Source organism: Mesorhizobium sp. P2_E7 (genome assembly GCF_056403855.1).
In genome coordinates this window covers 2,712,993-2,736,238 of record NZ_JBFUER010000001.1, presented here as the reverse complement: position 1 = coordinate 2,736,238, position 23,246 = coordinate 2,712,993, and the positions used below count along the sequence as shown (strand labels likewise).

21 protein-coding genes are annotated in these 23,246 nt (G+C 64.2%); 7 read left to right on the top strand and 14 right to left on the bottom strand.

Going from position 1 to position 23,246, the window contains the following annotated elements; all coding sequences use genetic code 11:
* Positions 1-5: 5 nt before the first annotated feature.
* The gene (locus AC1DYC_RS13505; protein WP_477406970.1) at positions 6-1,772 is read right to left on the bottom strand and encodes a tetratricopeptide repeat protein; all 1,767 of its coding nucleotides are present in this window, start codon (positions 1,770-1,772) and stop codon (positions 6-8) included.
* Between the two features lie 194 nt (positions 1,773-1,966).
* Entirely contained in the window at positions 1,967-3,706 is a 1,740-nt protein-coding gene (leuA, locus tag AC1DYC_RS13500) for a 2-isopropylmalate synthase (protein WP_477406968.1), read from the bottom strand.
* Between the two features lie 420 nt (positions 3,707-4,126).
* Here leuA and AC1DYC_RS13495 point away from each other — a divergent pair, with 420 nt between their 5' ends.
* Genes AC1DYC_RS13495 through AC1DYC_RS13485 form a run of 3 tightly spaced genes read left to right on the top strand, consistent with a single transcriptional unit; the run spans position 4,127 to position 6,386 of the window.
* Positions 4,127-5,290, top strand: coding sequence for an ATP-grasp domain-containing protein (locus tag AC1DYC_RS13495; RefSeq protein WP_477406966.1), 1,164 nt, complete (start codon positions 4,127-4,129; stop codon positions 5,288-5,290).
* Between the two features lie 5 nt (positions 5,291-5,295).
* Complete coding sequence (locus AC1DYC_RS13490) at positions 5,296-6,072, top strand: esterase family protein (RefSeq protein ID WP_477406964.1); 777 nt, start codon at positions 5,296-5,298, stop codon at positions 6,070-6,072.
* A complete protein-coding gene (locus AC1DYC_RS13485; RefSeq protein WP_477406962.1) occupies positions 6,072-6,386 on the top strand; it encodes a nuclear transport factor 2 family protein in 315 nt (104 codons plus the stop codon). Before AC1DYC_RS13490 ends, AC1DYC_RS13485 begins: the two co-directional genes overlap by 1 nt.
* A 12-nt stretch (positions 6,387-6,398) precedes the next feature.
* Here the strand turns inward: AC1DYC_RS13485 and AC1DYC_RS13480 are convergent, their stop codons facing one another.
* Entirely contained in the window at positions 6,399-7,934 is a 1,536-nt protein-coding gene (locus AC1DYC_RS13480; protein ID WP_477406960.1) for an MFS transporter, read from the bottom strand.
* A gap of 148 nt (positions 7,935-8,082) precedes the next feature.
* On the opposite strand from AC1DYC_RS13480, the gene AC1DYC_RS13475 reads away from it, so the two are divergent.
* Entirely contained in the window at positions 8,083-8,979 is an 897-nt protein-coding gene (locus AC1DYC_RS13475) for a LysR family transcriptional regulator (RefSeq protein ID WP_477406958.1), read from the top strand.
* A 53-nt stretch (positions 8,980-9,032) separates the two neighbouring features.
* On the opposite strand, the gene AC1DYC_RS13470 is transcribed toward AC1DYC_RS13475, so the two are convergent.
* The 5 genes from AC1DYC_RS13470 to AC1DYC_RS13450 form a co-directional block, all read right to left on the bottom strand.
* A complete protein-coding gene (locus AC1DYC_RS13470; protein ID WP_477408290.1) occupies positions 9,033-9,785 on the bottom strand; it encodes an SDR family NAD(P)-dependent oxidoreductase in 753 nt (250 codons plus the stop codon).
* 44 nt (positions 9,786-9,829) lie between these two features.
* On the bottom strand, positions 9,830-10,918 hold the full coding sequence (locus tag AC1DYC_RS13465) for an AbrB family transcriptional regulator (RefSeq protein ID WP_477406956.1): 1,089 nt from the start codon (positions 10,916-10,918) through the stop codon (positions 9,830-9,832).
* Positions 10,919-10,996: 78 nt separating this feature from the next.
* Positions 10,997-11,305 carry a putative quinol monooxygenase gene (locus AC1DYC_RS13460; RefSeq protein ID WP_436261115.1) on the bottom strand — a complete coding sequence of 103 codons (309 nt, stop codon included), beginning with the start codon at positions 11,303-11,305 and terminating at the stop codon, positions 10,997-10,999.
* A gap of 79 nt (positions 11,306-11,384) precedes the next feature.
* Positions 11,385-12,167, bottom strand: coding sequence for an SDR family NAD(P)-dependent oxidoreductase (locus tag AC1DYC_RS13455; protein WP_477406954.1), 783 nt, complete (start codon positions 12,165-12,167; stop codon positions 11,385-11,387).
* Between the two features lie 66 nt (positions 12,168-12,233).
* A complete protein-coding gene (locus tag AC1DYC_RS13450) occupies positions 12,234-12,662 on the bottom strand; it encodes a DsrE family protein (RefSeq protein WP_477406952.1) in 429 nt (142 codons plus the stop codon).
* Between the two features lie 101 nt (positions 12,663-12,763).
* Here AC1DYC_RS13450 and AC1DYC_RS13445 point away from each other — a divergent pair, with 101 nt between their 5' ends.
* Complete coding sequence (locus tag AC1DYC_RS13445) at positions 12,764-13,861, top strand: hypothetical protein (RefSeq protein ID WP_477406950.1); 1,098 nt, start codon at positions 12,764-12,766, stop codon at positions 13,859-13,861.
* A gap of 156 nt (positions 13,862-14,017) precedes the next feature.
* On the opposite strand, the gene AC1DYC_RS13440 is transcribed toward AC1DYC_RS13445, so the two are convergent.
* Both AC1DYC_RS13440 and AC1DYC_RS13435 read right to left on the bottom strand, forming a co-directional pair.
* Positions 14,018-14,965 carry a cation diffusion facilitator family transporter gene (locus tag AC1DYC_RS13440; protein ID WP_477338941.1) on the bottom strand — a complete coding sequence of 316 codons (948 nt, stop codon included), beginning with the start codon at positions 14,963-14,965 and terminating at the stop codon, positions 14,018-14,020.
* A 5-nt stretch (positions 14,966-14,970) separates the two neighbouring features.
* Positions 14,971-17,175: an anthranilate synthase gene (locus AC1DYC_RS13435; RefSeq protein WP_477406948.1), complete on the bottom strand. Its 2,205-nt coding sequence runs from the start codon at positions 17,173-17,175 to the stop codon at positions 14,971-14,973.
* A gap of 310 nt (positions 17,176-17,485) precedes the next feature.
* Here AC1DYC_RS13435 and AC1DYC_RS13430 point away from each other — a divergent pair, with 310 nt between their 5' ends.
* Positions 17,486-18,256, top strand: coding sequence for an isocitrate lyase/PEP mutase family protein (locus AC1DYC_RS13430; RefSeq protein WP_477406946.1), 771 nt, complete (start codon positions 17,486-17,488; stop codon positions 18,254-18,256).
* A 1-nt stretch (position 18,257) separates the two neighbouring features.
* Here the strand turns inward: AC1DYC_RS13430 and AC1DYC_RS13425 are convergent, their stop codons facing one another.
* From AC1DYC_RS13425 to AC1DYC_RS13410, 4 genes are all read right to left on the bottom strand, one after another.
* Positions 18,258-19,313: a peptidase M14 gene (locus AC1DYC_RS13425; protein WP_477406944.1), complete on the bottom strand. Its 1,056-nt coding sequence runs from the start codon at positions 19,311-19,313 to the stop codon at positions 18,258-18,260.
* 91 nt (positions 19,314-19,404) lie between these two features.
* The gene (locus AC1DYC_RS13420) at positions 19,405-20,583 is read right to left on the bottom strand and encodes an MFS transporter (RefSeq protein WP_477406942.1); all 1,179 of its coding nucleotides are present in this window, start codon (positions 20,581-20,583) and stop codon (positions 19,405-19,407) included.
* Between the two features lie 116 nt (positions 20,584-20,699).
* The gene (locus AC1DYC_RS13415) at positions 20,700-22,091 is read right to left on the bottom strand and encodes an FAD-containing oxidoreductase (protein ID WP_477406940.1); all 1,392 of its coding nucleotides are present in this window, start codon (positions 22,089-22,091) and stop codon (positions 20,700-20,702) included.
* Positions 22,088-22,549, bottom strand: a complete 462-nt coding sequence (locus tag AC1DYC_RS13410) for a DUF4126 domain-containing protein (protein ID WP_477406938.1) — start codon at positions 22,547-22,549, stop codon at positions 22,088-22,090. Before AC1DYC_RS13410 ends, AC1DYC_RS13415 begins: the two co-directional genes overlap by 4 nt.
* Positions 22,550-22,674: 125 nt before the next feature.
* On the opposite strand from AC1DYC_RS13410, the gene AC1DYC_RS13405 reads away from it, so the two are divergent.
* Positions 22,675-23,232: a sugar O-acetyltransferase gene (locus AC1DYC_RS13405; protein WP_477406936.1), complete on the top strand. Its 558-nt coding sequence runs from the start codon at positions 22,675-22,677 to the stop codon at positions 23,230-23,232.
* Positions 23,233-23,246: the final 14 nt, after the last annotated feature.

Sequence of the window (23,246 nt, the reverse complement as noted above, 5' to 3'; positions counted from 1 at the left end):
CGATATCAGCTGGCGTTGCCGAGGCCCGCGGCGCGCAGCGCCTCGACCAGCCGCTCGGTCAGATCGGCGGGATATTTCCGCTCGGCGAAAGCTGCGCGCGGATCGGCCGCGAATTTCGGGAACTTGGTGTTCAGTTCGTCGAGAAGCTTGGCCGCCAGCTGATCGCGGCCGGCGGCCTTGGCGCCGATCACCCGCGCCGCCAGATAATGCGATTTCATCGCCGTAGTGCGCAGCGACTCGCTGGCGATCGCGGCCTTGTTCATGTCGCCCAGCATGAATTGACCGGCGAAGAGTCCGTAGTCCCACCATGTCGGGTGGCCGCTGAAGGTCTCGACGGCATGGGCCAGGATCGGTGTTCCCTCGGCATATTTGCCGGCGAAGATCAGGCCATAGCCGTAAGCGGCAGCCATGCTGAGGTCGTAGGGGTTGAGCTCATAGGCCTTGCGCATCCAGCGGATCGCTTCCTCGGTGTTGCCGAGGCGTGAGTAAAGGTAACCGTATGCGCGGTGCGCATAGGGGCTGGTCGGTCCCATCTGGATGGCGCGATGGGCAAAAGACATCGCCTGTTCGACCGTCGCGCCAGGCGGATAGGCGTAATGATCGGTGGCAGCCTCAAGGGTCAGCGAGGCCAGTTCCGAATAGACCAGCGACGATTTCGCACTCTGGCTGGCGAGGTTGTCCAGGCAGCGATAGGCGGCCTCGTGTGTCTTGGTGCTCTGGTCGAGATAGTATCGGTCGTTGAGGATCAGGCAGCTCGTCAGGCCGGTCTGGATGCCGTTCTGTTCGATGTAGCTGTAGAGCGGGCCGGAGGCGGGAATGGTCGAACTGAGGATGGCGGCGATCCGATCCTCGACGGCGCCAGGTGCATTGTCGGCGGCCGTCAGATTGCGGGACAAAAGCACGCGGCCGGTCGCCACGCTCTGCAGTTCGAGCGTCACGTCACCTGCCATCGGTCCCGGCAGGACATCGAAAACGAAGCTGGTCGGGTCGGTGCTCGGGTCGCGCTTGCTGTCGGCGTCACGGCCGATGAAGTCGATGGTGTCGAAACCGGCAAGCCCGGCGCGCAGCGAGGCAGCGACGCGGCCTGCCTCGGGGCCGGTGGCTTTCACGGCGATGTAGACGAGGGGCAGGGCTTCCATCGATGGCGATGCGATGCTGCTCGTCGCACCTGCGGTGTCGACCACCGCCGCCGGATCGCTATTGGCAAGCAATGCGCCGCTGCCCTGGCGCAGGATGAGCATGCCCAGCATGAGGATGACCAGCGTCATGGCGACCCAGAAGAACTGCAGATGGCGCGCCAGCGAAGGCCCAGGTTCCGGAGCCACCGACGTCGCGGGAACCGCGGCAGGAGCCGCCTGCTCAGGCGATCCGGGCAAGGCGGCTACCGCCTGCGCCAGCGCCACCGGCTCCTGCCCAACCGGCAGGCGTATGGCGTTGAGTTCATAGGACGGCACATAGCCGCCACGCGGAATGGCGATGCGGACCGGTTCGGCTATGCCTTCATTGGCGAAATAATGCTGGAGAAGTTCGCGCAGCCGGCCGGCCTGCACCCGGACCACGGCATCGGTCGACGAATCGAAATCGCCGTCCTTGCCGAAGACGTCCATGGCGATGGAGAAACCCTTGAGCCTGTCGGCTTCGCCGGCCTGCTCGCGCTCTACAAGATAGCGCAGCAACTTGCGCGCGCGCTCGGAGCGTCCGAACGTTTCGCTGGCGAGTAGTCGCTCCAGTGTCTCGCGCACTGCGGGGGCGGCAGGCGTGGCATGCTGCAAGTGTCGATCCTCTCGAAGTCGGCACAGGTTGAGGCGCAATCATATAGCGCCTGCAGGTCCATACAAGCTTGCTTATGTTATGCGATCGCGTACCGCACCAGATAATTACCGATGGTTAACACGAAAAAATCGGAATTTACCCTGGCAGATGGGGGATTTCCGGGCGCCGCGGACATACGGCGCCCGGGAGAATATCAGCTGACCTTGCGGCTGATGATGCGGTTGGCGGCCGAAACCACGGCTTCCAGCGAGGCGGCAACGATGTTGGTGTTGATGCCGGCGCCGAACAGCTTGCCGCCGGGATATTCCATCTCGACATAGGAGATCGCCGAGGCGTTCGAGCCGCGCTGGAGCGAATGCTCGGAATAATCGAGCACTGACATGTCGACGCCGACATGGCGCGACAGCGCATCGACGAAACCGTCGATCGGGCCGGTGCCGGAGCCGGTGATGGTCGTCTCCTTGCCGTTGTCGAGGATAACCGCCTCGACCACGCGCCGGCCCTTTTTCTCGGTGTCGGGATAGGTTTGATGGTCGAGGAATTTGATCCGACCGCCGGGCTGGTCGACATAGGTCTCGATGAAGCGGTCATGGATGCGCTTGGCCGGCACTTCCTTGCCTTCGGCGTCGGTGATCGCCTGGATCTCCTGGCTGAACTCGATCTGCAGGTTGCGCGGCAGATTGAGGCCGTAGTCGGCCTGCAGCACATAGGCGATGCCACCTTTGCCGGACTGCGAGTTGATGCGGATGATCGCCTCGTAGCTGCGCCCGACATCGGCCGGATCGATCGGCAGATAGGGCACTTCCCAGACCGGCGTGTTGGCCTTCTTCAAGGCCTTCATACCCTTGTTGATGGCGTCCTGGTGCGAGCCGGAAAAGGCGGTGTAGACCAGTTCGCCGACGTAAGGGTGGCGCTCGGGGATCTTCAGCTGGTTGGAATATTCGTAGACGTCCTTCATCCGGTTAATGTCGGAGCAATCCAGTTGGGGATCGACGCCTTGCGTGTACATGTTGAGCGCCAGGGTGACGATGTCGACATTGCCGGTGCGCTCGCCATTGCCGAACAGCGTGCCTTCGACGCGGTCCGCGCCCGCCATCAGGCCGAGTTCGGTGGTGGCGATGCCGGTGCCGCGATCATTGTGCGGGTGCAGCGAAATCAACAGGTTGTCGCGGTTGTCGAGGTTGCGGCACATCCATTCGATGCGGTCGGCATAGATGTTGGGCGTCGACATCTCGACCGTCGAGGGCAGGTTGATGATCAGCTTGTTGTCGGGCGTCGGCTTCACGATCTCGGTGACGGCGTTGCAGATCTCCAGCGCGACTTCGAGTTCGGTGCCGGTAAAGCTCTCCGGCGAATATTCGAAGCGGTAGCCGCCGCCGGCCTTGGCCGCCATGTCGGTGATCATCTTGGCCGCGTCGGTGGCGATGCGCTTGATGCCGCCGACGTCCTTCTCGAAGACGACGCGGCGCTGCAACTCGCTGGTCGAATTGTAGAAATGCACGATCGGATTGGTGGCGCCCTCCAGTGCCTCGAAGGTGCGGGTGATGAGTTCGGGACGGCACTGAACCAGCACCTGCAGCGAGACATCGGCCGGCACATTGCCTTGTTCGATGCACCAGCGGGCGAAATCGAAGTCGGTCTGCGAGGCCGAGGGGAAACCGATCTCGATCTCCTTGAAGCCCATGTCGAGCAGCAGGGCGAACATGCGCGCCTTGCGCTCATGGCCCATCGGATCGATCAGCGCCTGGTTGCCGTCGCGCAGGTCGACCGAACACCAGATCGGCGCCGTGTCGATGACCTTGTTGGGCCAGGTGCGGTCGGTGAGGCCGACGGTCGGATAGGGTTGGTATTTGCGGGCGGCGTCCGGCATATGGCCGGCCGCGCGTTTTACGCTTTCGGCGTCGCCGGATCGGATCTCTTCTCGTGCGTTCATCGTCTTGTTCTCCCGGCGGCTCACGGATCGGTCTTCGGACGGATTCTAGGGCGAGCTGCGCCTTACCAGATTTTCGTTCGCTTGATGTGAATTGCCAATTTTGAAACTGGCCAAGGAGCGTGCGCGTAAGCGGCGGTTCGACCGCCGGGCGCTCCTTCAGCGAACCCGGCGATCGCCGATAAGGCCGAGAAGAAGCAGGGTCGATGCCAGCGCGCGCACGGTCTCGCCGGCAAAGCCGGTCGGACGGGAAGCGACGGAGGTGTGGCGCGTGTTCATGGCGGGTTTCTTACAGGAGCGGCCATGGACAGGCAAGTGGGCTGCCGTTTCGACCGCTCCCGAGCGCTCTTCCCCATGCGCGGCAAATGCGCCAAACTTGCGAATGGCCGAGGTCGCAATGCTTCGCCGTCGAGGGGGTTATCCATGAATTTCGTTTTCTTCTCGCCGCATTTTCCCACCAATGGCGCCGATTTCTGCGACCGGCTGAAGAAGGCCGGCGCCACGGTGCTGGGCATCGGCGATGCGCCCTATGAGGCGCTGGACGGCAAGCTGAAGGCGGCACTTTCGGAATACTACCGCGTCGCCGACATGGAGGATTACGATCCGGTGTTCCGGGCGATGGGCCATTTCATCCACAAATGGGGCCGCATCGACCGCTTCGAGTCGCTCAACGAGCATTGGCTGGAGCTGGAAGCCAACATCCGCACCGACTTCAACATCTACGGCACCAAGCTCGACTTCGTGAAGAATCTGAAGCGCAAGAGCCGCATGCGCGCCTTCTTCCGCAAGAGCGGCGTCGACACCATCGCACAGCGCAAATGCTCCGACCGGGCAGGCGCCATGACCTTCATCCGCCGCGTCGGCTACCCCGTGGTGGTGAAGCCGGATTCGGGCTCGGGCGCCTCGAACACCTTCAAGATCTCCAACGCCAAGGAGCTCGACCAGTTCTTCCGAGACAAGCCCGAGGATGTGACCTTCGTCATGGAGCAGTTCATCGAAGGGCTGGTGGTCACCTATGATGGGCTGGTCAACCGCGACGGCGAGGTGGTGCTGGCCGCCAGCCACCGCTACGACCAGAGCGTCATGGAGGTGGTCAACAAGGACCGCCACATGAGCTACACCTGCTTTCCCAGGATCCGCCCGGCGGTGGAAGAGGCGGGCCGCAAGATCCTGAAAGCGTTCGACGTGCGCGAGCGTTTCTTCCACATCGAGCTGTTCGAGACCAAGGACCGTGTCATCGCACTCGAAGTCAATATGCGCCCGCCCGGCGCCTGGATGACCGATGCGATCAACTACACGTTCGACATCGACGTCTATGCGGCGTGGGCCGACATGGTGGTGAAGGACGCCGCGGGCGGACCCTACGAGGGCAAGTATTTCACCGCCTATGCCAGCCGTAAGCACCACCTCCACTATTTGCACAGCCATGAGGACGTGCTAGCCGCGCATCGCGACAAGATCGTCCACCATCAGCCGATAGAAAAGGTTTTCAGCCGCGCCATGGGAAATTACGCCTACCAGATGCGCTCCAAGGACGAAGCGGCGCTGCGCGCAGCCGTCGCCTATATCCACGCGGAAAAGGCTTAGACGCGATGGACATTTCCTATCACAAGCATTTCTCGGAAAAGCTCGGCCGCGACATGGAATACAAGCGCTACGGCCATGCCGGCCGGCCGGTGGTGGTGTTCCCGACCTCGCAGGGGCGGTTCTATCAGTTCGAGGATTCCGGCGGGGTGGGCGCGCTCTCCGAATTCATCGACACCGGCCGCATCCAGCTGTTCGCGGTCGACGGCATCGATTCAGAATCCTTCTTCAACAAGCATGCCGACGCCGCCCACCGCATCGGTCGCCACGAGGCCTATTTCCGCTATGTCCGCGAGGAGGCGTTGCCGGAGCTTTTGGCGACCGCCGAGCAAGCCAATGGCGGGCGCAAGCTGAAGCCGCTGTTCACCGGCTGCTCGATGGGCGGCTACCATTCGTCGAATTTCGTCTTCCGCTTTCCCGAACTCGCCAGCGGCGTCATTGCGCTGTCGGGCGTCTACTCGGCGCGTGACTTCTTCGGCAAGGCGCTGGAAGGCGACATCTTCTACAATTCGCCGCTCGACTATCTGCCCGGCATCGTCGATCCCAAGCTCCTGGCACGGCTGAAGGCGCTGAGGATGATCTTCTGCTGCGGGCAGGGCGCCTGGGAAGAGCGCATGCTGGTCGAGACGCGCAGGCTGGAACAGATCCTGCGCGACAAATCCATTCCCGCCTGGGTCGACTATTGGGGTGGCGACGTCAGCCATGACTGGCCGTGGTGGCACAAGCAGCTGGTCTATTTCTTCGGCCGCTGGCTGGATGATGATCTGATGCATAGACTAGATTGATGACCGCACCCGAGCCCATTCGCCGTTTCGTAGAGGCCACCAATAAAGGTGACACCCAAGCGTTTCTCGACACGTTCGCAGCGGATGCCTCCCTGACCGACTGGGGTAGATCATTCCATGGCCGCGAGCAGATCGCGCGCTGGAACCAGTCGGACAATATCGGCGTGAAATCCAATCTCCGCATTGTCAGCATCGTCGAGGCCGATGGCAGCTACCACGTCCGCATCGCCGTCAAAGGCGATGGCTTCAACGGCGAAGGGGACATGGTTTTCACGCTGAACGGCGACCGCATAGCGAGCCTCGTCATCAGCTGACGCCGCGCTAGCCTATCCTTCCTGGCATACCGGCAGCGGAACGGTTTCGTGCTCCACGGTCGATCCGCGGCGCAGGCCGAGGAAGACGACAAGCGCGGTGACGATGGTGATTGCCGCCAGCACGATCAGCAGCCTGTCGAACGCCGTCTCGTAGGCCTGGACCAGGACCGAGGCTTCGGCTCCCGGCAAGCGGGCTGCCGCCTCGCCGACGTTGCCGGTCACCAGCAGCTGGGCGGCGGCGGTTGTGCTCGGGGAAGATGCTGTTCCCTGGACCGCCAATTGCGCTGACGTGAAACCCGACAGGACAGCCATGACGATCGCCAGCGCCACACCTTCGCAAGCGACGCGGGTGGTGTTGAAGATGCCGACCGCCATGCCGGCGCGCTCCTTCGGCACGACGCTGACGGCAAGCCCGTCCATCAGCCCCCAGGGTAAAGCGATGCCGACGCCGATCAGCACCAGCGGCGCCACCAGGGCGATGGCGACCGGCGGCGTCAGGCTCAGCCAGACAAGGCCGCCGGCGGCGATCAGCAGGCCGACGCCGCAGATCGTCGCCGGAGCGATCCAACGCGCCACCTGGCCGGCAAGCAGAGGCAGGATCAACAGCGGTCCCGACAGGCAGATCATCAATTGCCCGGCCTTGATCTCGCTCATCCCCTCAATGCCGATGAAGCGGATCGGCAACAGCACGAGCAGGACGACGAAGCCATAGGCGGGGGCAGCCGCCAGAAACTGGACGCCGACGAAGCGGGGAAAGCGGAACAGCGAGAGATCGAGCATCGGCCGGCGCACGCGCCGCTCGACGATGACGAAGGCGGCAAAGAAGAGAGCAGCGATGGCAAGCAGCGCGACGACGAGCGGATCGCTCCACCCGATCTGCGGCGCCTGCAGCACGCCATAGGTCAGCGTGGCCAGCGCGATGGTGAAAGTGCCGGCGCCCGCCCAGTCGAGGCCGATCGCATCGGGATCGCGCGATTCCTTGATGGTGCGCCGGCCGAGCAGAGCGGCAGCAATCGCAAGCGCTGCCACCAGAACGAAGATCGACCGCCAGCCGAAGGCTTCGATGATGAGACCCGATGCGATCGGTCCGAAGGCGAGGCCGATGCCGAAACTGGTGCCGAGGAAAGAGAAGGCGCGCAACCGCAATTGGCCCTCGAACTCCTGGGCAAGCGCGGAGGCGCCGCCGGCGAAGGCGGCGGCGCTGCCGAGCCCTTGCGCAGCCCGAAGTGTGTCGAACCAGACGATGTCAGGCGCCAGCATCGCGCCCAGCGTGGCCAGGACATAGAGGCCGAGGCCAACAAGGAACATCCGCTTGCGGCCATGATTGTCAGCGAGCGCGCCCAGCGCCATCAGGGTGGCGCCAAAGGTCAGCATGAAGGCGTTCGTCACCCAGTTGAGCGCGATCGGGCTGCCGCCGAGATCGGCCGCAATGCGCGAGAGTGCGACGGCCGGGCCGGTGAAGGTCAAGGGCATGGTCATGGCGGCAAGGCATACGGACAGCAGAACGAGCCATGGCGCGGCCGCGCCGTTTATGGTCTTCGAAGTCATGGATTTTCCTATCTGAAGCAGGATCCGCCGGCCTGCCGTTGGGAGCGCGGCACCGGTCGTGACGAGAAGATAGGCTGGCGACACTTCCAGAAAAATAGTATTAAATCTCCATATATACCGGACTGAAACGCTCGAATGGAGAGATGTGATGGAACGCCTCAACGGCCTTCTGGCCTTTGCCCGCACGGCAGAGTTCGGCAGCTTCATCGCCGCCGGCCGAACGCTCGGCATCTCGGCATCGGCCGTTGGCAAGAGCGTCGCCAGGCTCGAACAGGACCTCGGTGTGCGGCTTTTACAGCGCAGCACCCGCCGCATCGGCCTGACCGAAGAGGGCAAGCTGTTCAACGAGCGGGTGCGGCGCATCCTCGACGACATCGACGATGCCGAGGCAATGCTGTCGCGGACACGGGAAACGCCACATGGACGGCTGCGTGTGTCGACGCCGATCGTGACCTATCACCTGCTGTTCCCGGTGCTGTCGGAGTTCATGGCGCGCTATCCCGAAATCGAACTCGACATCGACTTCAACGACCGCATCGTCGACCTCATCGACGAAGGTGTCGACATCGCAATCCGCAGCGGAGACCTGCCGGATTCCCGTCTCGTGGCGCGGCCGCTTGCGCCCTTCCGGCTGCTGTTGTGCGCGGCACCTTCCTATATCGAGCTGCACGGCAACCCGAGCGGACCGGACGATCTCGTGAACCACTACGGCATACGCTTCCGCTTTCCCAACAGCGGCAAGCTGCAGGGCTGGCCGTTCATCGGCGGCAGTGCCGAGCCGCAGGTCCGTTCGATGCTGACCTGCAACAATACCGAGGCGCTGAAGGGCGCCACGATGGCGGGACTTGGCATCAGCTCGATGCCCGATTTCCTCGTGCGCGAGGCTCTGCGCGACGGCATGCTGCGCACCGTGCTGGACGATCACGTCGACGGCCGCGGCCAGTTCCGGTTGCTGTGGCCGTCCAACCGGCATCTGGCGCCGAAGGTGCGCGCCTTCGTTGATTTCCTTCCTGACCGGCTTGCCGCGGCACTGAGCGGCTCGTAGTCCTTCGCGGCGCCGATGGCGATGACGAAGACAGCGAGGAATAGCTCTGCTTCTCAGTAAGTGGCGCGGCCGCCGGACAGGTCGAAGGTCGCGCCGGTGGTGAAGGAATTCTCGTCCGACAGCATGAAGGCGACCATGGCGGCCGCCTCTTCGACTTCGACGAACCGGCCGCGCGGCACCTTGCCCAGCATGTAGGCGACCTGCGCCTCGGTGAGCTGCTCGAGGATGCGGGTGCGGGCAGGCGACGGCGTCAGAGCGTTGACGGCGATGTCGTGGCCGGCGAGTTCCTTGCCGAGCGATTTTGTCAGCGCCAGCACGCCAGCCTTGGCGGCGGAATAGGCGGCGGCATTGGGATTGCCTTCCTTGCCGGCCACCGAGGCGACGTTGACGATGCGGCCGTAGCCGCGCGCGATCATGCCGGGCACCAGGCGCTTGCAGCAGTAGAAGACGCCGTTGAGGTCGATGTCGATGATCTGGCGCCATGCGACTGGATCATAGTCCACCACGGTTGCCGCGGGCCCGGCGATACCGGCATTGTTGACCAGCAGATCGACCGGACCGAGCGAACGCTCGGTTTCGGTGGCGGCGCGATCGACGGCCTCGATCAGCGATTGATCGCACAGCAAAGCCTCGATCCGACCGAGCGGGGCGAGTTCGGCGACGGCGTTCTTCATCGCGGCCTGGTCGACATCCCAGATGGCCACGCTGGCGCCCGACGACAGCAGGCGCCGGGCAACGGCAAGGCCGATGCCTTGCGCGCCGCCGGTCACCACGGCGACACGGCCTGAGAGATCGACAGCATTCACGCGACGGTTCATGGGCAATTTTCCTCTTCCTGGATTTTTGAAGCTCAGTCCCTGACGGCTCTCGCCACCAGCCGCGCTATGCTCGGTCCGGCGATGAGCACGACCAGGAAACGGGCCGACTGCAGCGCCATGACGAAGGATATGTCGACGTTCTGCGCCGCGGCGGCGATGATGGCGACGCTGTCCATGCCGCCTGGGCTGGTTGCGAGATAGGCGGTCAGTGGATCGATGCCGAGGACATGGCTGATCAGCCAAGCAAGCCCGCCGCAAAAGGCGATCAGCACGACGATCGAGCCGACGATCTGCGGCAGTGCCCGCGTCGCATGGCGCAGGATCGCCCGGGTGAAATTCAGACCGATCGACCAGCCGACCATCCCATAGGAGAGCGCCAGCAGCCATGGCGGCAATTGCATCGCCACGCCAAAGCCGAGATGGACGATGGTGCCCAAGATGAAGGTGCCGAGGAAGAAGGGTGAGGGCAGCCGGCAAAGTCGGCCGAGCAGGCCGCCCATCAGCGCCACGCCGAGCGTGGCGGCAAAGGCCTTTGCGTCGATCGGCGGGAACCAGACAATGGCTGGGATTTCAACGCCTGATGTGTCGACCCACATCTTGGCCACGAGCGCCGCGGTCATCGAGACGAAGATGACGCGCAGATACTGCATGAAGGCGACGAGGCGCTGGTCGGCGCCGAAAGCGCCGGCCATCAGAACCATGGCGGTGGCAGCACCCGGCGACGAGCCCCAGACCGCCGTGGTGCCGGGCAGAATGCGCCAGCGGCTGATCAGCCAGCCGAGCAGGCTGGACGCCGCAAGGGTCGCCAGCACCACGACGAGGAACAGCGGCCATTCCTTGTAGAAAACCGAAAAGATGTCGGCCGAGATCGACGCCGCGACCAGACAGCCGACGACGGCCTGAGCGGCGCCGAACAGCGGGCGCGGCACGCGCACCGTGGCACCATTGGTGCCGGCAAGGATCGCCGCCAGCATCGGTCCGATCAGCAGCGCCGCAGGCAGTGCGGCGTATTCCAGAGCGCCGGCGAACAGCAACGAGAAGATCAGCAGCACCAGCCACTGCCGGACCGGACGCATGCGTGCCATGCGTTCGACTGCCGGCTGTTCTGGCGAGGAGTCCATATCAGGGTCTTAGACCTGGAGAAGAGAAATGCGAACCCCGCCCGCGAACAGCATTCAGGGTCCGCGTTGCTTGGGATGTCAGCCGGTTTTGGTCTCGGCCAGGCCGAAGCCGCCGGCGGGATGGGTCTCGACCTGGAATTCGAAGCCGGCGATGATCGGCCGCGCCTTGGCGATCGCCGCCTGGACTTCGGGCAGCTGCAGCGAAGCCTTGTGGCTCGCGGCGTCGGTCCACACTTCAGTCACCCAGATCGCGTCGGCATCGGCCGGATCGCGGGCGATGACATAACTCAGGCAGCCGGGCATGGCGCCGGTCGAGGCGAGCAGGACGTCCATGATCGCGTCGCGCTGGCCGCGCGCCGCCCGCATCTTGCCGATCAGTCCGTACATTGCCTTACGTCTCCCCTTCAAAACTCAGCAACGCTCGCAGAACGTGCATGGTTGCGAGGCGTAGTATGCAGTTGACGGCTCAAGGCATCAACTGGCCACCGTTCACCTCGATCACCTGGCCGGTGATGTAGCCGCTCAGGAGGTCGGACGACAGGAACAGATAGGCGCCGACGCAGTCTTCGGCGGTGCCGGCACGCCCCTGCGGAATGGTGGCAACCATGCCCTTGATCTGTTCGTCGGTGGAATAGCGCTCGTGGAATGGCGTCAGGATGGTACCGGGCGCCACCGCGTTGACGCGGATGCCGAAGCCGATCAGTTCCTTGGCCATGCCGCGGGTGACGTTGGAGACGAAGGCCTTGGCCGATCCGTAGAGCCCGGCGCCGCCACCGGCGCCATTGCGCGCGGCGATCGACGAGGTGTTGACGATGAAGCCGCCCTGCTTCTTCAGCCATGGCATGGCCTTGCGTGACGCGGTCAATACCGAGCGGGCGTTGAGGTCCATCACCGCGTCGTAGTGCGCTTCGGTCTGCTCGGCATAGGGCACGCGGCCGAGCATACCGCCGGCATTGTTGACCAGCCCGTCGAGCCGGCCGAAATGTTGCGCACTTTCCTCGACGACACGCTCGACATCGGCGGCAGCTGAGAAATCGCCCTGGGTCAGGAACACCTCGCCGCCGCCATCGCGGATGGTCTTGGCCAGCTTCTCGGCCGCCTCGTGGCTCGAATTGTAATGCAGCGCGACCCGGCATTTCTGCGCGGCATAGGCCAGCGCAAGGGCGGCGCCTATGCCGGTCGAGGCGCCGGTGACCAGCACCGCCTTGCCGGCAAGATCGGGGATGACGAGGGTGGGGGTTGCGGGCACGTCGGTTCTCCGGGAATTTCTGCCCGTCCTTCGTAGGCGCTCGCAGCCCTCCTGTTCAAGCCCCGGCTATGGCCTGAGATAAGCGTAACCCTGGCGCTGCAACTCGGCGAGCTTGACGACGCCGCCCTTGTCGGCGGCGTGGAAGCCCTCGAGCAGGTCGGCAAGCGTGATCTCCATGCCTTTCATGGTGTTGCCGCACGCGTGCGGCTCAAGACCCTGCTGCACCAGGCCGGCGAAGCGTCCCGAAATCGCTGCCGATATGCCTTTCGATTTGAAGGCGGCAAGGGCTGGACCATGGACGACCAGCACGATGTCGACATTGCCGCCGGTGCCTTCATAGTGGTTCTTGATGTTGCCGAGCACGAAATTGACCTTGTCGACATCGCTGAGGTGATAGGCAACCTTCGGCCTGTCTTCGGCGGCGGCCGCTCGGCTCAACCCGAACAGGCCGGCGGCGCCGGCAAGGCTGGCCCGGAACATGTCGCGTCGGCGCATGGCATCCTCCTCGTCCTGGCGCTCACCGCAAATTGCGTGGCTGCGGCCATGATCCTAGCATAAACTGACGTTACGTCCTGTCGATGCGAGGGAGGGGTCACATGACGTTCAGAAAGTGGAAGAATTTCGCTGGCACCGGATTTGGCGCCATGCTGCTCGGCGCGCTTGCGGGTCCGGCCGTTGCCGACGATGCGCTCAAACTGCCCGAACTCAGCCCGAATGGCGCCGATGCCTGTTTCGGCCGCGTCTATGACGCGGCGCACCTCAAGGCCCATCCGAAGCAAAAGGTGGCGCGGATTTTCTTCCTCTATGGCCATGATCCGGTGAGCCGGCCGAACGAGGAGCCGATGGCAAACGCCGATACCTCGTACAATGGTTTTCTCACCACCACCGTGCGCGGCGCCAAGACGCCGCAATGGGCCGGCGGCTGGTGCAATCACGAGTCCGAGGACGGCAAATCAGGCCCGATCCGCTGCGGCATGGACTGCGACCGCACCATGGCTTCCCTGAAGCTCGACGACAAAGGCCGCCTGATCCTCACCGATGTCTCGTCCGATCTCTATCTCGACGCCGGATCGGAAGACGAGCTGGGCGAAGCGGAGTATGACCGGCAGGCGCTGGGCTCAGAGGACGACAATTTCCGCCTCGACCTGATGCCGGTCGCAACCTGCAAGGCCGAATTCGCCAAGATCGATCCGATCGATCCGGCGCTTGGCGCGCCTTTGCGCGAGCGGCTGAAGCCGGACCAGCCTTTCTGCTTCGGGCGCGACTACGATGCCGCGCATCTCTCCTCTCATCCCGATCAGGTGACGCAGTCGATCCGCGTATTCCGCGGACCGGTCGAACTGGCGTCCTTTGCCTCAGGCGGCGATGTCGCCAACTGGCCCGACGGCGCCGACATCGCCGTTTCGGTGACCACCAGGAAGAGCGGAGCCAAGGTCACCCAGACCTATTCCTGCCAGGGCGAGGCGGACCAGTGGCGCTGCGCGGCCAGTTCGAAGATGAGCAATTTTTCGTGCGACATCAGCCAAAAGGAAATCTACCTCAAGCGCGGCGCCAACGGCACCATGATGCTGGCCAACCCCAACAGCAGCCTGGCGATTGTCGACATGTGTTCGAAGGCGGCGGAAGGCAAGACGAAGTCGGACGACAAGGTCTATCGGCTGGAGCCGATGCCGCAGTCGGCCTGTGCTCCTTAAGGCCTATCGATATTCAGGTGATGCCGGTCTGCGAACGGCGGCTTCCTGCGCTTCCGGTGCTCACGTACTGCAAGTACGCTCCGCTCCGGTTCTCGGAAGCCACCATTCTCGGCTCGGCCTGACCTGAATCTCGACAGACCTTGCCACCGAGCGAGATTACGCGAAAGGCACCGCCGTCGTGCCTTTCGGCAGTTTCGCCTCGTCGTCGGGCTCGACATGGATGGTCACGCGCACGGAGGGGATTTCGGCTTTCAGCGCATCCTCGATGCGGTCGCAGATGACGTGGCTGGCGCCGACGGTCATGTCGGCATCGACGACCAAATGGAACTCGATGAAAGTAGCGCGGCCGGCGATGCGGGTCTTGAGGTCGTGAACCTCCAGCGCGCCCTTGCAATTGGCCGAGATGATGTCGCGGATATGCATGTGCTCCGTGGTGTCGACTGCGCGGTCCATCAAGCCGTTCATCGACGAGCCGATGACATGCCAGCCTTGCCACAGGATGTTGAGCGCAACGATGACGGCAAGCGCCGGATCGAGGATCTGCCAGCCGGTCAGGATTGCGCCGACGAGACCGCCGAAGACGCCGACGGAAGTCACCACATCGGTCATGATGTGCTTGCCGTCGGCAACCAGCGCCGGTGATTTCGCAGCGCGGCCTGTGCGGATCAGCGTCCACGCCCAGAAGGCGTTGATGACGGTGGCGACGCCGTTGATCCCCAGCCCTTCCCAGGGTTGCTCGATCGGCGTCGGCGTCTGCCAGGAGCGCCAGACCTCGTTGAGGATCAGCAGTGCGGCGACCACGATCAGCACGCCTTCCAGCACGGCCGAGAAGTACTCGGCCTTGTGGTGGCCGAACGGATGGTCCTGGTCGGCCGGCTTGTAGCTGACCTGGATCGCCCAATAGGCGGCAGCCGAGGCAATGACGTTGACGATCGATTCCAGCGCATCCGAATAGAGCGCGACGGAGCCGGTGACGTACCAGGCGGCAAGTTTCAGGGCGAGCACGATGCAGGCGACGATGATCGACCAGAAGGCGAGGGCGGCAACCCTTTGCTTGGCCGCCTCCTTTGCCGCGATCGCCGTTACGCTGTCCGCTGCGGCCATATCGGTCAGGCCGCCTTTTCCTTGGCCTTGCGCGGCAGATGGGCAACGATGTTCTCGATGATGCGCATGCCGGCATTGTGGCCGAGCGTCATGATCGATTCCGGATGGAATTGGACGGCGGCGATCGGCTCCTTGCGGTGCTCGAAGGCCATGATGACACCGTCTTCCGTCTCGGCGGTGACAACGAAGCCGTCGGGCAGCCGTACCGGATCGGCAAAGATCGAGTGGTAGCGGCCGACGGTCACTTCCTTGGGCAGGCCGGAGAAGATGATGCCGGGCTTGGAGACGCGGATGCGCGACGGCTTGCCGTGCATGGGCACATGCAATTGCCGGAGCTCGCCGCCATAGGCCTCGGCCAGCGCCTGCAGGCCAAGGCAGACACCGAAGATCGGCAGGTCGCGGGCACGCGCCTTCTTGATGGTCGCGGCGCAGTCGAAATCCTTCGGCGTGCCCGGCCCGGGCGACAGCACGACGAGGTCGGGCTTCAGCCGTTCGAACACCTCTTCGGGCACCGGCGTGCGCACGGTCGAGACATTGGCGCCAGTCTGGCGGAAATAGTTGGCCAGCGTGTGGACGAAGGAGTCCTCGTGGTCGACGAGCAGGATGTTGACGCCGTCGCCGACGCGCGCGGTGGTGCGTTCGGCGCCGGCGGCATTGCCTAGTTTGGCGTCGCGGATGGCGGAGAGCATGGCGGATGCCTTCAGTTCGGTTTCGGCTTCTTCTTCCTCGGGGATGCTGTCGAAGAGCAGCGTGGCGCCGGCGCGGACCTCGGCGATGCCATCCTTGATGCGGATGGTGCGCAAGGTGAGGCCGGTGTTCATGTCGCCGTTGAAATTGACCATGCCGATGGCGCCGCCATACCAGGCGCGCGGGCTCTTCTCGTTCTGCTCGATGAAGCGCATGGCCCACAATTTCGGTGCGCCGGTGACGGTGACCGCCCAGGCGTGCGACAGGAAGGCGTCGAAGGCATCCATGCCTTCGCGCAGCCGTCCCTCGATGTGATCGACGGTGTGGATCAGGCGCGAATACATCTCGATCTGGCGGCGGCCGATGACGCGCACAGAGCCGGGATCACAGACCCTGGACTTGTCGTTGCGGTCGACGTCCGAGCACATGGTCAGCTCGGATTCGTCCTTCTTGGAGTTGAGCAGCTTCAGGATCTGCTCCGAGTCCGAAATGGCGTCGTCGCCGCGCTTGATCGTGCCGGAGATCGGGCAGGTCTCGACGCGGCGGCCATTGACGCGCACGAACATTTCGGGCGAGGCGCCGATCAGATATTCGTTTTCGCCGAGATTGATGAAGAAGGAATAGGGCGAAGGGTTGATCGACTTCAGCTTGCGCGAAATCTCGGAGGGCTGTGTCTCGCAGCGCTCGTAGAACATCTGCCCGGGCACGACCTCGAACAGGTCGCCGCGCTTGAAACTATCCATCGCCTTGCGCACCAGATTGGCGTACTCGCCGGGTTCGTGGTCGCCGCGTGGCGGGATGCGGTCGGCGGTCTTGAACGGTTCGGCGATTTCGTCGCGCGGCAGGCCCTCGGTCGAAAAGCCCTCGCCGGAATAGTCGTAGCGATCGGTCCAGGCCTTGGTCGAATAGTGGTCGACGACCAGGATCTCGTCGGGCAGGAACAGCACGAGGTCGCGCTGGCTCTCTCTGCGCTCCAGCTTGTAGTCGACCGGATCGAACTGGAAGGCGAGGTCGTAGCCGAAGGCGCCGTAAAGGCCGAGATTGGCGTCTTCATCGGTCTTGAACAGAGCGGTGATGGCGCGCAGCACGGTGAAGACGGAGGGAACGCGGCTGCGCTCTTCCTCGGTGAAGACCCGGCCGGGCTTGGCGACGTCGAGGCGGATCAGCTTTTTCGAGCTTTCGGTGATTGTGACTTCGGCCAGGGCGGCAAGCTTCGCACCGATCACCGGCAACAGCACCTCGCCACGGCTGTTCAGTGCTTCAATGCGCATGGCACGGCCGCGCGCGGAAATCACCAGCGGCGGATCGATGATGGCCGTATCCCAACGCGTGTAGCGGCCGGGATATTCGTAATTCGAGGAAAACACCGCGCCACGACGGGAATTCAGCCCGTCGACATAGGCGTCGATCGCGCCGGCATAGGGCTTGTCGTGACGATCGCGGGTGATGGTGACGCCACCCGCGGTCACGAAGCGTTCCGCGCCGTTTTCCAGAACCTTCATCGTCGTCATTGCCGTCTCCATCTGGCTTGTTGGGCAACGGACCCGGGACTGGCTTTGAAAAAACAAATGGCCGCCCGGACATTCCGTTGCGGCCACCTTCTATTTTCACGCGCACGCGTTCGAACAGGCCGCTGTCAGCGAGCCCACCACCAAATGGTCTTGATCGAACGCATGTTCATGGGCGAAATCCATAGCGGCGAAAAGCCGGATGCGCAACAGGTTTGAAAAGCCGGTTTGTGGCCGCCGCTTCCGGGGCTCATGGCACATCGCCAGAGCTGGAGGGCGTGCCTAGACTACCCGTCCAACACCGAGGAAGACGGGAAAGTAGCAAATGACCGACCAGATCGAGCGCGCACGCACGTTCCACGCCCTTCACGTCAAGGGAAACCCGATCGTTCTGTACAATGCCTGGGACCCTGGCTCGGCCAAGATTGTCGAGAAGGCAGGCGCCAAGGCGATTGCCACAGGAAGCTGGCCGGTCGCGGCCGCCTTCGGCTATGCCGATGGCGAGAAAATCCCGCTGGAGCTGGCGCTCGACAACATCAGGCGCATCGTGGCTGCAGTCGACCTGCCGGTGACCATGGATCTCGAGGGCGGTTACGGCGTCGAGCCGGAGGCCGTCGCTCAGACGGTCACGCGCGCTCTGCAGGCTGGCGCTATCGGCTTCAATTTCGAGGACCAGATTGTCGGCGGCGCCGGCCTGCACGACATCGCCGTACAGGTGAAGCGGATCGAGGCGGCAGCGGCGGCGGTCAAAGCGTCGGGCATTCCCGCCTATATCAACGCCCGCACCGACATCTTCCTCAAGGCGAAGCCGGATGCGCATGACAAGGCCCTGCTCGACCAGGCGATCGAGCGGGCGAAGGCTTATGAAAAGGCCGGCGCGAGCGGCTTCTTTGCGCCGGGCCTTGGCGATGAGGGGCTGATTGAAGCGCTGTGCGAGGCCACCGCCTTGCCGGTCAACATCATCGCGCTGGCGCATGTGCCGCCGCGCCAGCGGCTGGCGGAACTGGGTGTCGCGCGTGTCAGTCACGGGCCTGTGCCATACCGGCAGATGGCCGAATGGCTGGAGGCCAAGGCGCGGTTGGCTATTTCAGGCTAGGTCAGTCCTCCAGCGTCCCCGACCTGGCGTCGACGCTCTTCTTGTCGCCGACCAGTTTCAAGAGATCCTCGCCGGCGCGGATGATGCGGCGCGAGCGGCGGGTCAGGATGACGCCGTCCTGCGGCGCCAGCACTTCGGTGCGGCCGCCGGCCTCGCCCGGTGTGTGGACGATGGTGGCTAGGCGCTCGCCCTTGGCGACGCGGTCGCCGGGCTTCACGTCGTAGAGGATCGCGCCGGCCCGGGGCGCCGGCATCATGTCGATGTTTTCCAGCGGCGCGACGAAACCGGCGAACTTGCCTGGCGCGGGGAGGGCGGTATCGGCGATCACACCGCGCGCCACCAGCAGCCGGTAAAGCCCTTCGGCATCGGAAGCGGCGAGCGCGCCGTCGACATCGAGCATGCCGCGATATTCGACCGTGGTGGCGACGCGCCGCTCGACCTTCGCTACGTCGGAGGGGACGTTCTGGTAGGGCATGATCGTGGCGCCCTCGAAGGTGCCGTCGGTGTCCTCGCTCCACAACACCACCGCATCGATGCCCATGGCGGCGGCGCAATCGGCCATCGCTGGCCACAGGCTGGTGTGGACGTAGAGATAGGCCAGCCCCTCATCGTCGCAATGCAGGTCGAGCACGATGTCGTGGCCGAGCGAAAGCTGCACCAATCGGGTCTTCAATCGCTGGTCGGCGTTGCCGAGCGTGGTGTCCGGCAACAGCGAGGTGTCGGGCGCGGCGAGCAGTGGAAAGCCGCGGTTGAAATTGTTGCGGGTGCCGAGATGGAAGCGGCCCTGATGCTCGCCGAAATGATATTGCGCGCGGCCAATCGGGTTGGCCCAGGGCACGACAGTGATGTTGCCCTTGATGCGTCCCTCGGCTTCGGCCTTGCTCAGTGCCGGCATCAACGCGTCGATGGCGACGACGCCCGGCAATTCGCCGGCATGAAGGGCCGCCTGCAGATAGGCCGAGGGTGCGGCCTTGTCGGCGCCGGCGAAGCGGAACACCGGAAATTCGTAGAAAACGCCTTCGCTGTCGCCGGCAATGCGTTCGATCGATTTCTGCATGGGATGCCTCCAGGAAAAGAGGCAGAACACATGCACGTTTGCCGGAGGGCTGTCGATTGGTCCAGTTCACGCCGCCATGGGCGCAATGGGATTATTCTGCGGCCGCCGGAACGGTCGCCACAGGTGCTGAGCGTTCTAGCGCCTGCGAGACAACGGCGACGGTAACCGCCAGTAGCGCCAGCACCGCGCCGACCAGCGGCAGATGGGCGTAGGAAACGCCGGCGGACAAGGCGACGCCGCCGATCCAGGCGCCGCTGGCATTGCCGACATTGAAGGCGCCCTGGTTGAGCGTGGCGGCAAGGTTCGGCCCTTCGGACGCCGCCTCGACGACGCGGATCTGCAGCGGCGGCACGACGACGAAGATGAGCAGACCCCAAAGGAAGACGACGCCGATGGCGACGCTGGCGATGGCGCCGAACTGCATGAAGCCGACAAACAGCACGGCCATCAAAAGCAGCGTGCCGATGACTGTTGGCATCAATTTCCAGTCGGCCAGCCGGCCGCCGATGATGTTGCCGATGGTCATGCCGGCGCCGAACAGCAGCAGCACCCAGGTGACCGCGGAGGTCGACAGGCCGGAGACCTCGGTGAGGTAGGGCTTGATGTAGGTGAAGACGGCAAACAGGCTGGCCGAGGCCAGCGAGGCGATCAGCATGGCGAGCCACACCTGCAATTTGCCCAGCACGCGCAACTCACTGCGCAGGCCGCCGCCGCTGGGTTCGGCGACATTGGAGGGCACCAGCCAGGCGATGGCCGCAACAGAGATCAGGCCGATGCCGACGACGGCGAAGAAGGTGGAGCGCCAGCCGAACGCTTCGCCAAGCGCGGTGCCGGCGGGAACGCCCAGAATGTTGGAGAGCGTCAATCCCGCGAACATCATCGCCATGGCGCTGGCCCGCTTGTTGCGCGGCACCAGGCTCGCGGCAACGACTGAACCGATGCCGAAGAAGGCGCCATGGCCGAACGCGGTGAAGACGCGCGCGGCCATCAACAGCCAGTAATTGGGCGCGATGGCGCAGAGCAGGTTGCCGACGACGAACAGCGCCGTCAGCGCGACCAGTACCGGCTTGCGCGGCAGATGCGCGGTCGCCATGGCAACGATCGGTGCGCCGAAGACGACGCCCAGCGCATAGCCGGTAACCAGCAGGCCGGCCGAGGGGATCGACACGCCGAGATCGGCGGCGACTTCCGGCAGGAGGCCCATGATGACGAATTCGGTGGTGCCGATGCAGAAGGATGCAATGGCAAGCGCAAGGATCGGCAAAGGCATGGAAAGTCCAGACTGAATCGGTTCAATTTCAGACTGAACGAGAAGCCTAGCCATGCGCAATGCACATTGCTGCAATGCACCAATGCAGAAAGTCGAGAGCTTGACGCCGAGTTATCTCAGGCGAGCGGCTTCAGCTCCTGGGCGATGGTTGGCAACAGCTCGGAGACGTTGGGATGGATGTGCACGGCGCGCGCCAGCGTGTCGACGGGCGCCTTGGCGTACATCAGGTCGAGCACGCAGTGCACGGCTTCGTCGCCGCCGGGGCCGAGCACCGAGCAGCCGAGGATTTCCCTGGTGTCGGCATCGACCAGGATTTTCATGAAGCCTTGCGTCTCGCCCTTTTCGACGGCGCGGCCGACGCGGGTCATCGGCCGTTGGCCGACCAGCGCCTTGCGCCCGGATTTCTTCACCGCGGCCTCGGTCATGCCGCAACGGCCGAGCGGCGGATCGATGTAGAGCGCATAGGCCTCGATGCGGTCGCTGACCTTGCGCGGATCGTTGTCGAGCAGATTGGCGGCAACGATCTCATAGTCGTTGTAGGAGGTGTGGGTGAAGGCGCCCTTGCCGTTGCAGTCGCCCATCGCCCAGATGCCGGGCACCGTGGTGCGCAACTGGTCGTCGACAAGGACGAAGCCGCGCCGGTCAACCTCGACGCCGGCCTTGTCGAGGCCGAGATCGTCGGTGTTGGGGGTGCGGCCGAGCGCCAGAAGCACATGCGAGCCGACGGCCGGCGGTTCGCCGGCGGAGAAGGTCACGGCGATGTCATTGCCCTGTTTGGCGAAGCCGATGTCGTCGGCGCCGACATGGACCGCTATGCCCTCGTTTTCGAGGATCGACAGGATGGCGGCCGAGACGTCCTCATCCTCGCGGCCGGTGAGGCGCGGGCTCTTTTCGATGACGGTGACTTCCGAGCCGAAGCGGCGGAACATCTGCGCGAATTCGAGCGAGATGTAGCTGCCGCCGACGACGATGAGATGGCGCGGCAAAACGTTGAGATCCATCATCGACGAGTTGGTGAGATAGTCGATGTCATCGATGCCGGGCAGGTCCGGCACCGAGGCGCGACCGCCAGTGTTGAGGAAGATCTTTTCGGCGGTCAGAAGCTCGTCGCCGACGCGCACCGTATTGGCGGATTCGAAGCGCGCATGGCCGCGATAGAGCGTGCACTTGTCCATGCCTGAAATCCAGGTCTCCAGGCCTGAGCGGGCGTCGATCGTCACCTTGTCCTTGCGCGCCTTGATCCTGGCGTAGTCGACCCCGACAGGGCCGGAGAGCGTCACGCCATAATCCGCCGCGCGGCGAGCCAGATGCGCGGCATAGGCGCTGGCGACCATGGTCTTGGTCGGCATACAGCCGGTGTTGACGCAGGTGCCGCCGACCAGCTTGCGCTCGATCAACGCCACGCTCATGCCAGCTGACGTCAGCCGGCCGGCAAGCGACGGGCCGGCCTGTCCGGCGCCGATGATGATGGCGTCGAATGTCTTGGCGTCAGAGGCTTGGGCCGTCATGCCGCCGCTGCCACGATCAGCAGGCCGCCAATGATCGCCACCGCGTCCTCGATGAGGGCGGCAGGCAAATCCTTGCCGAAGGTGGCCGCCAGCCGGCCGCGTGCTTCGGCGCCGCCATAGGTGCCGATGACGGCGCCGATGGCGCCGGCAATCAGGCCGCCAATGGTGGAACCGGCGGTGGCGCCGATCACCGCGCCGGCAAAGGCGCCCATGAGAATGCGGGCGCCGAATTGCTGCGGAACTTTGCGGCTCGGGGTCGAGGGCAGCTGGTCGGTGACGAGTTCAACGATGGCGAGGATGGTGAAGATGCCGACGGCGGCCCAATGGCCCATGAAACTTGCCCAGGTGCCGGCAAGCGGCAGCCAGCCGAGATAAGCGCCCCAGGCGACTGCGGCCGGTGCTGTCATGGCGCGAAGACCGGCGATGATGCCGATCAGAAGTGCAAGCAGATAGAGCATGGTTGATCCCCTCAGAACCTCGGACGGTCCGCGCGGCAAGCTAGCATAGGCCGGGCAGTTGGACAGCGGGCTTTTCCCCGGATGAGGATTGTGCTTTGGCAGGAGATCAAATTGGAGGCGTGGCCATGTCCGCAAGCGAACGTACGAAGATGATTGCAGGCAAGTGGTACACCTGCATCGACGACGAGTTGGAGGCGTTGCGGGTGATCGCGCGCGATGCGGTGTTCGAGCACAATTCGCTGCCGCCCCGGCAACGCGGCAACATAGGTCCGGCGCTATCGGCCCTGCTCGGCAGCGCGGGCGAGGGCGCCCGCATCGAGGCGCCCTTCCACTGCGCCTACGGGCTCAACATCCATCTCGGCGCAGGCGCCTTTCTCAATGCCGGCTGCACCATTCTCGACACCGCGCCGGTGCGTATCGGCAGGCGAACGCTGCTTGGCCCGAATGTGCAGATCTATTGCGCCGAGCACCACAAGGAGGCGGTGGGTCGTCAGGCGGGGCTGGAGACCGCCAGGCCGGTCACCATCGGCAATGACGCCTGGATAGGCGGCAGCGCGATCATCCTCGGCGGCATCACCATCGGCGATGGCGCCATTGTCGGCGCCGGTGCGGTGGTGACGCGCGACGTGCCTGACAACACCACGGTGGTCGGCAATCCGGCGCGGGCGGTCAAGCGCGGCTGAACCCTTCGCAGGGC

Bases quoted from the DNA above. Each gene is read 5' to 3' on its own strand.
- leuA (WP_477406968.1), bottom strand. From the start codon at position 3,706: ATGAACGCACGAGAAGAGATCCGATCCGGCGACGCCGAAAGCGTAAAA.
- AC1DYC_RS13495 (WP_477406966.1), top strand. From the start codon at position 4,127: ATGAATTTCGTTTTCTTCTCGCCGCATTTTCCCACCAATGGCGCCGAT.
- AC1DYC_RS13490 (WP_477406964.1), top strand. From the start codon at position 5,296: ATGGACATTTCCTATCACAAGCATTTCTCGGAAAAGCTCGGCCGCGAC.
- AC1DYC_RS13485 (WP_477406962.1), top strand. From the start codon at position 6,072: ATGACCGCACCCGAGCCCATTCGCCGTTTCGTAGAGGCCACCAATAAA.
- AC1DYC_RS13480 (WP_477406960.1), bottom strand. From the start codon at position 7,934: ATGACTTCGAAGACCATAAACGGCGCGGCCGCGCCATGGCTCGTTCTG.
- AC1DYC_RS13475 (WP_477406958.1), top strand. From the start codon at position 8,083: ATGGAACGCCTCAACGGCCTTCTGGCCTTTGCCCGCACGGCAGAGTTC.
- AC1DYC_RS13465 (WP_477406956.1), bottom strand. From the start codon at position 10,918: ATGGACTCCTCGCCAGAACAGCCGGCAGTCGAACGCATGGCACGCATG.
- AC1DYC_RS13460 (WP_436261115.1), bottom strand. From the start codon at position 11,305: ATGTACGGACTGATCGGCAAGATGCGGGCGGCGCGCGGCCAGCGCGAC.
- AC1DYC_RS13450 (WP_477406952.1), bottom strand. From the start codon at position 12,662: ATGCGCCGACGCGACATGTTCCGGGCCAGCCTTGCCGGCGCCGCCGGC.
- AC1DYC_RS13445 (WP_477406950.1), top strand. From the start codon at position 12,764: ATGACGTTCAGAAAGTGGAAGAATTTCGCTGGCACCGGATTTGGCGCC.
- AC1DYC_RS13440 (WP_477338941.1), bottom strand. From the start codon at position 14,965: ATGGCCGCAGCGGACAGCGTAACGGCGATCGCGGCAAAGGAGGCGGCC.
- AC1DYC_RS13435 (WP_477406948.1), bottom strand. From the start codon at position 17,175: ATGGAGACGGCAATGACGACGATGAAGGTTCTGGAAAACGGCGCGGAA.
- AC1DYC_RS13430 (WP_477406946.1), top strand. From the start codon at position 17,486: ATGACCGACCAGATCGAGCGCGCACGCACGTTCCACGCCCTTCACGTC.
- AC1DYC_RS13425 (WP_477406944.1), bottom strand. From the start codon at position 19,313: ATGCAGAAATCGATCGAACGCATTGCCGGCGACAGCGAAGGCGTTTTC.
- AC1DYC_RS13420 (WP_477406942.1), bottom strand. From the start codon at position 20,583: ATGCCTTTGCCGATCCTTGCGCTTGCCATTGCATCCTTCTGCATCGGC.
- AC1DYC_RS13415 (WP_477406940.1), bottom strand. From the start codon at position 22,091: ATGACGGCCCAAGCCTCTGACGCCAAGACATTCGACGCCATCATCATC.
- AC1DYC_RS13410 (WP_477406938.1), bottom strand. From the start codon at position 22,549: ATGCTCTATCTGCTTGCACTTCTGATCGGCATCATCGCCGGTCTTCGC.
- AC1DYC_RS13405 (WP_477406936.1), top strand. From the start codon at position 22,675: ATGTCCGCAAGCGAACGTACGAAGATGATTGCAGGCAAGTGGTACACC.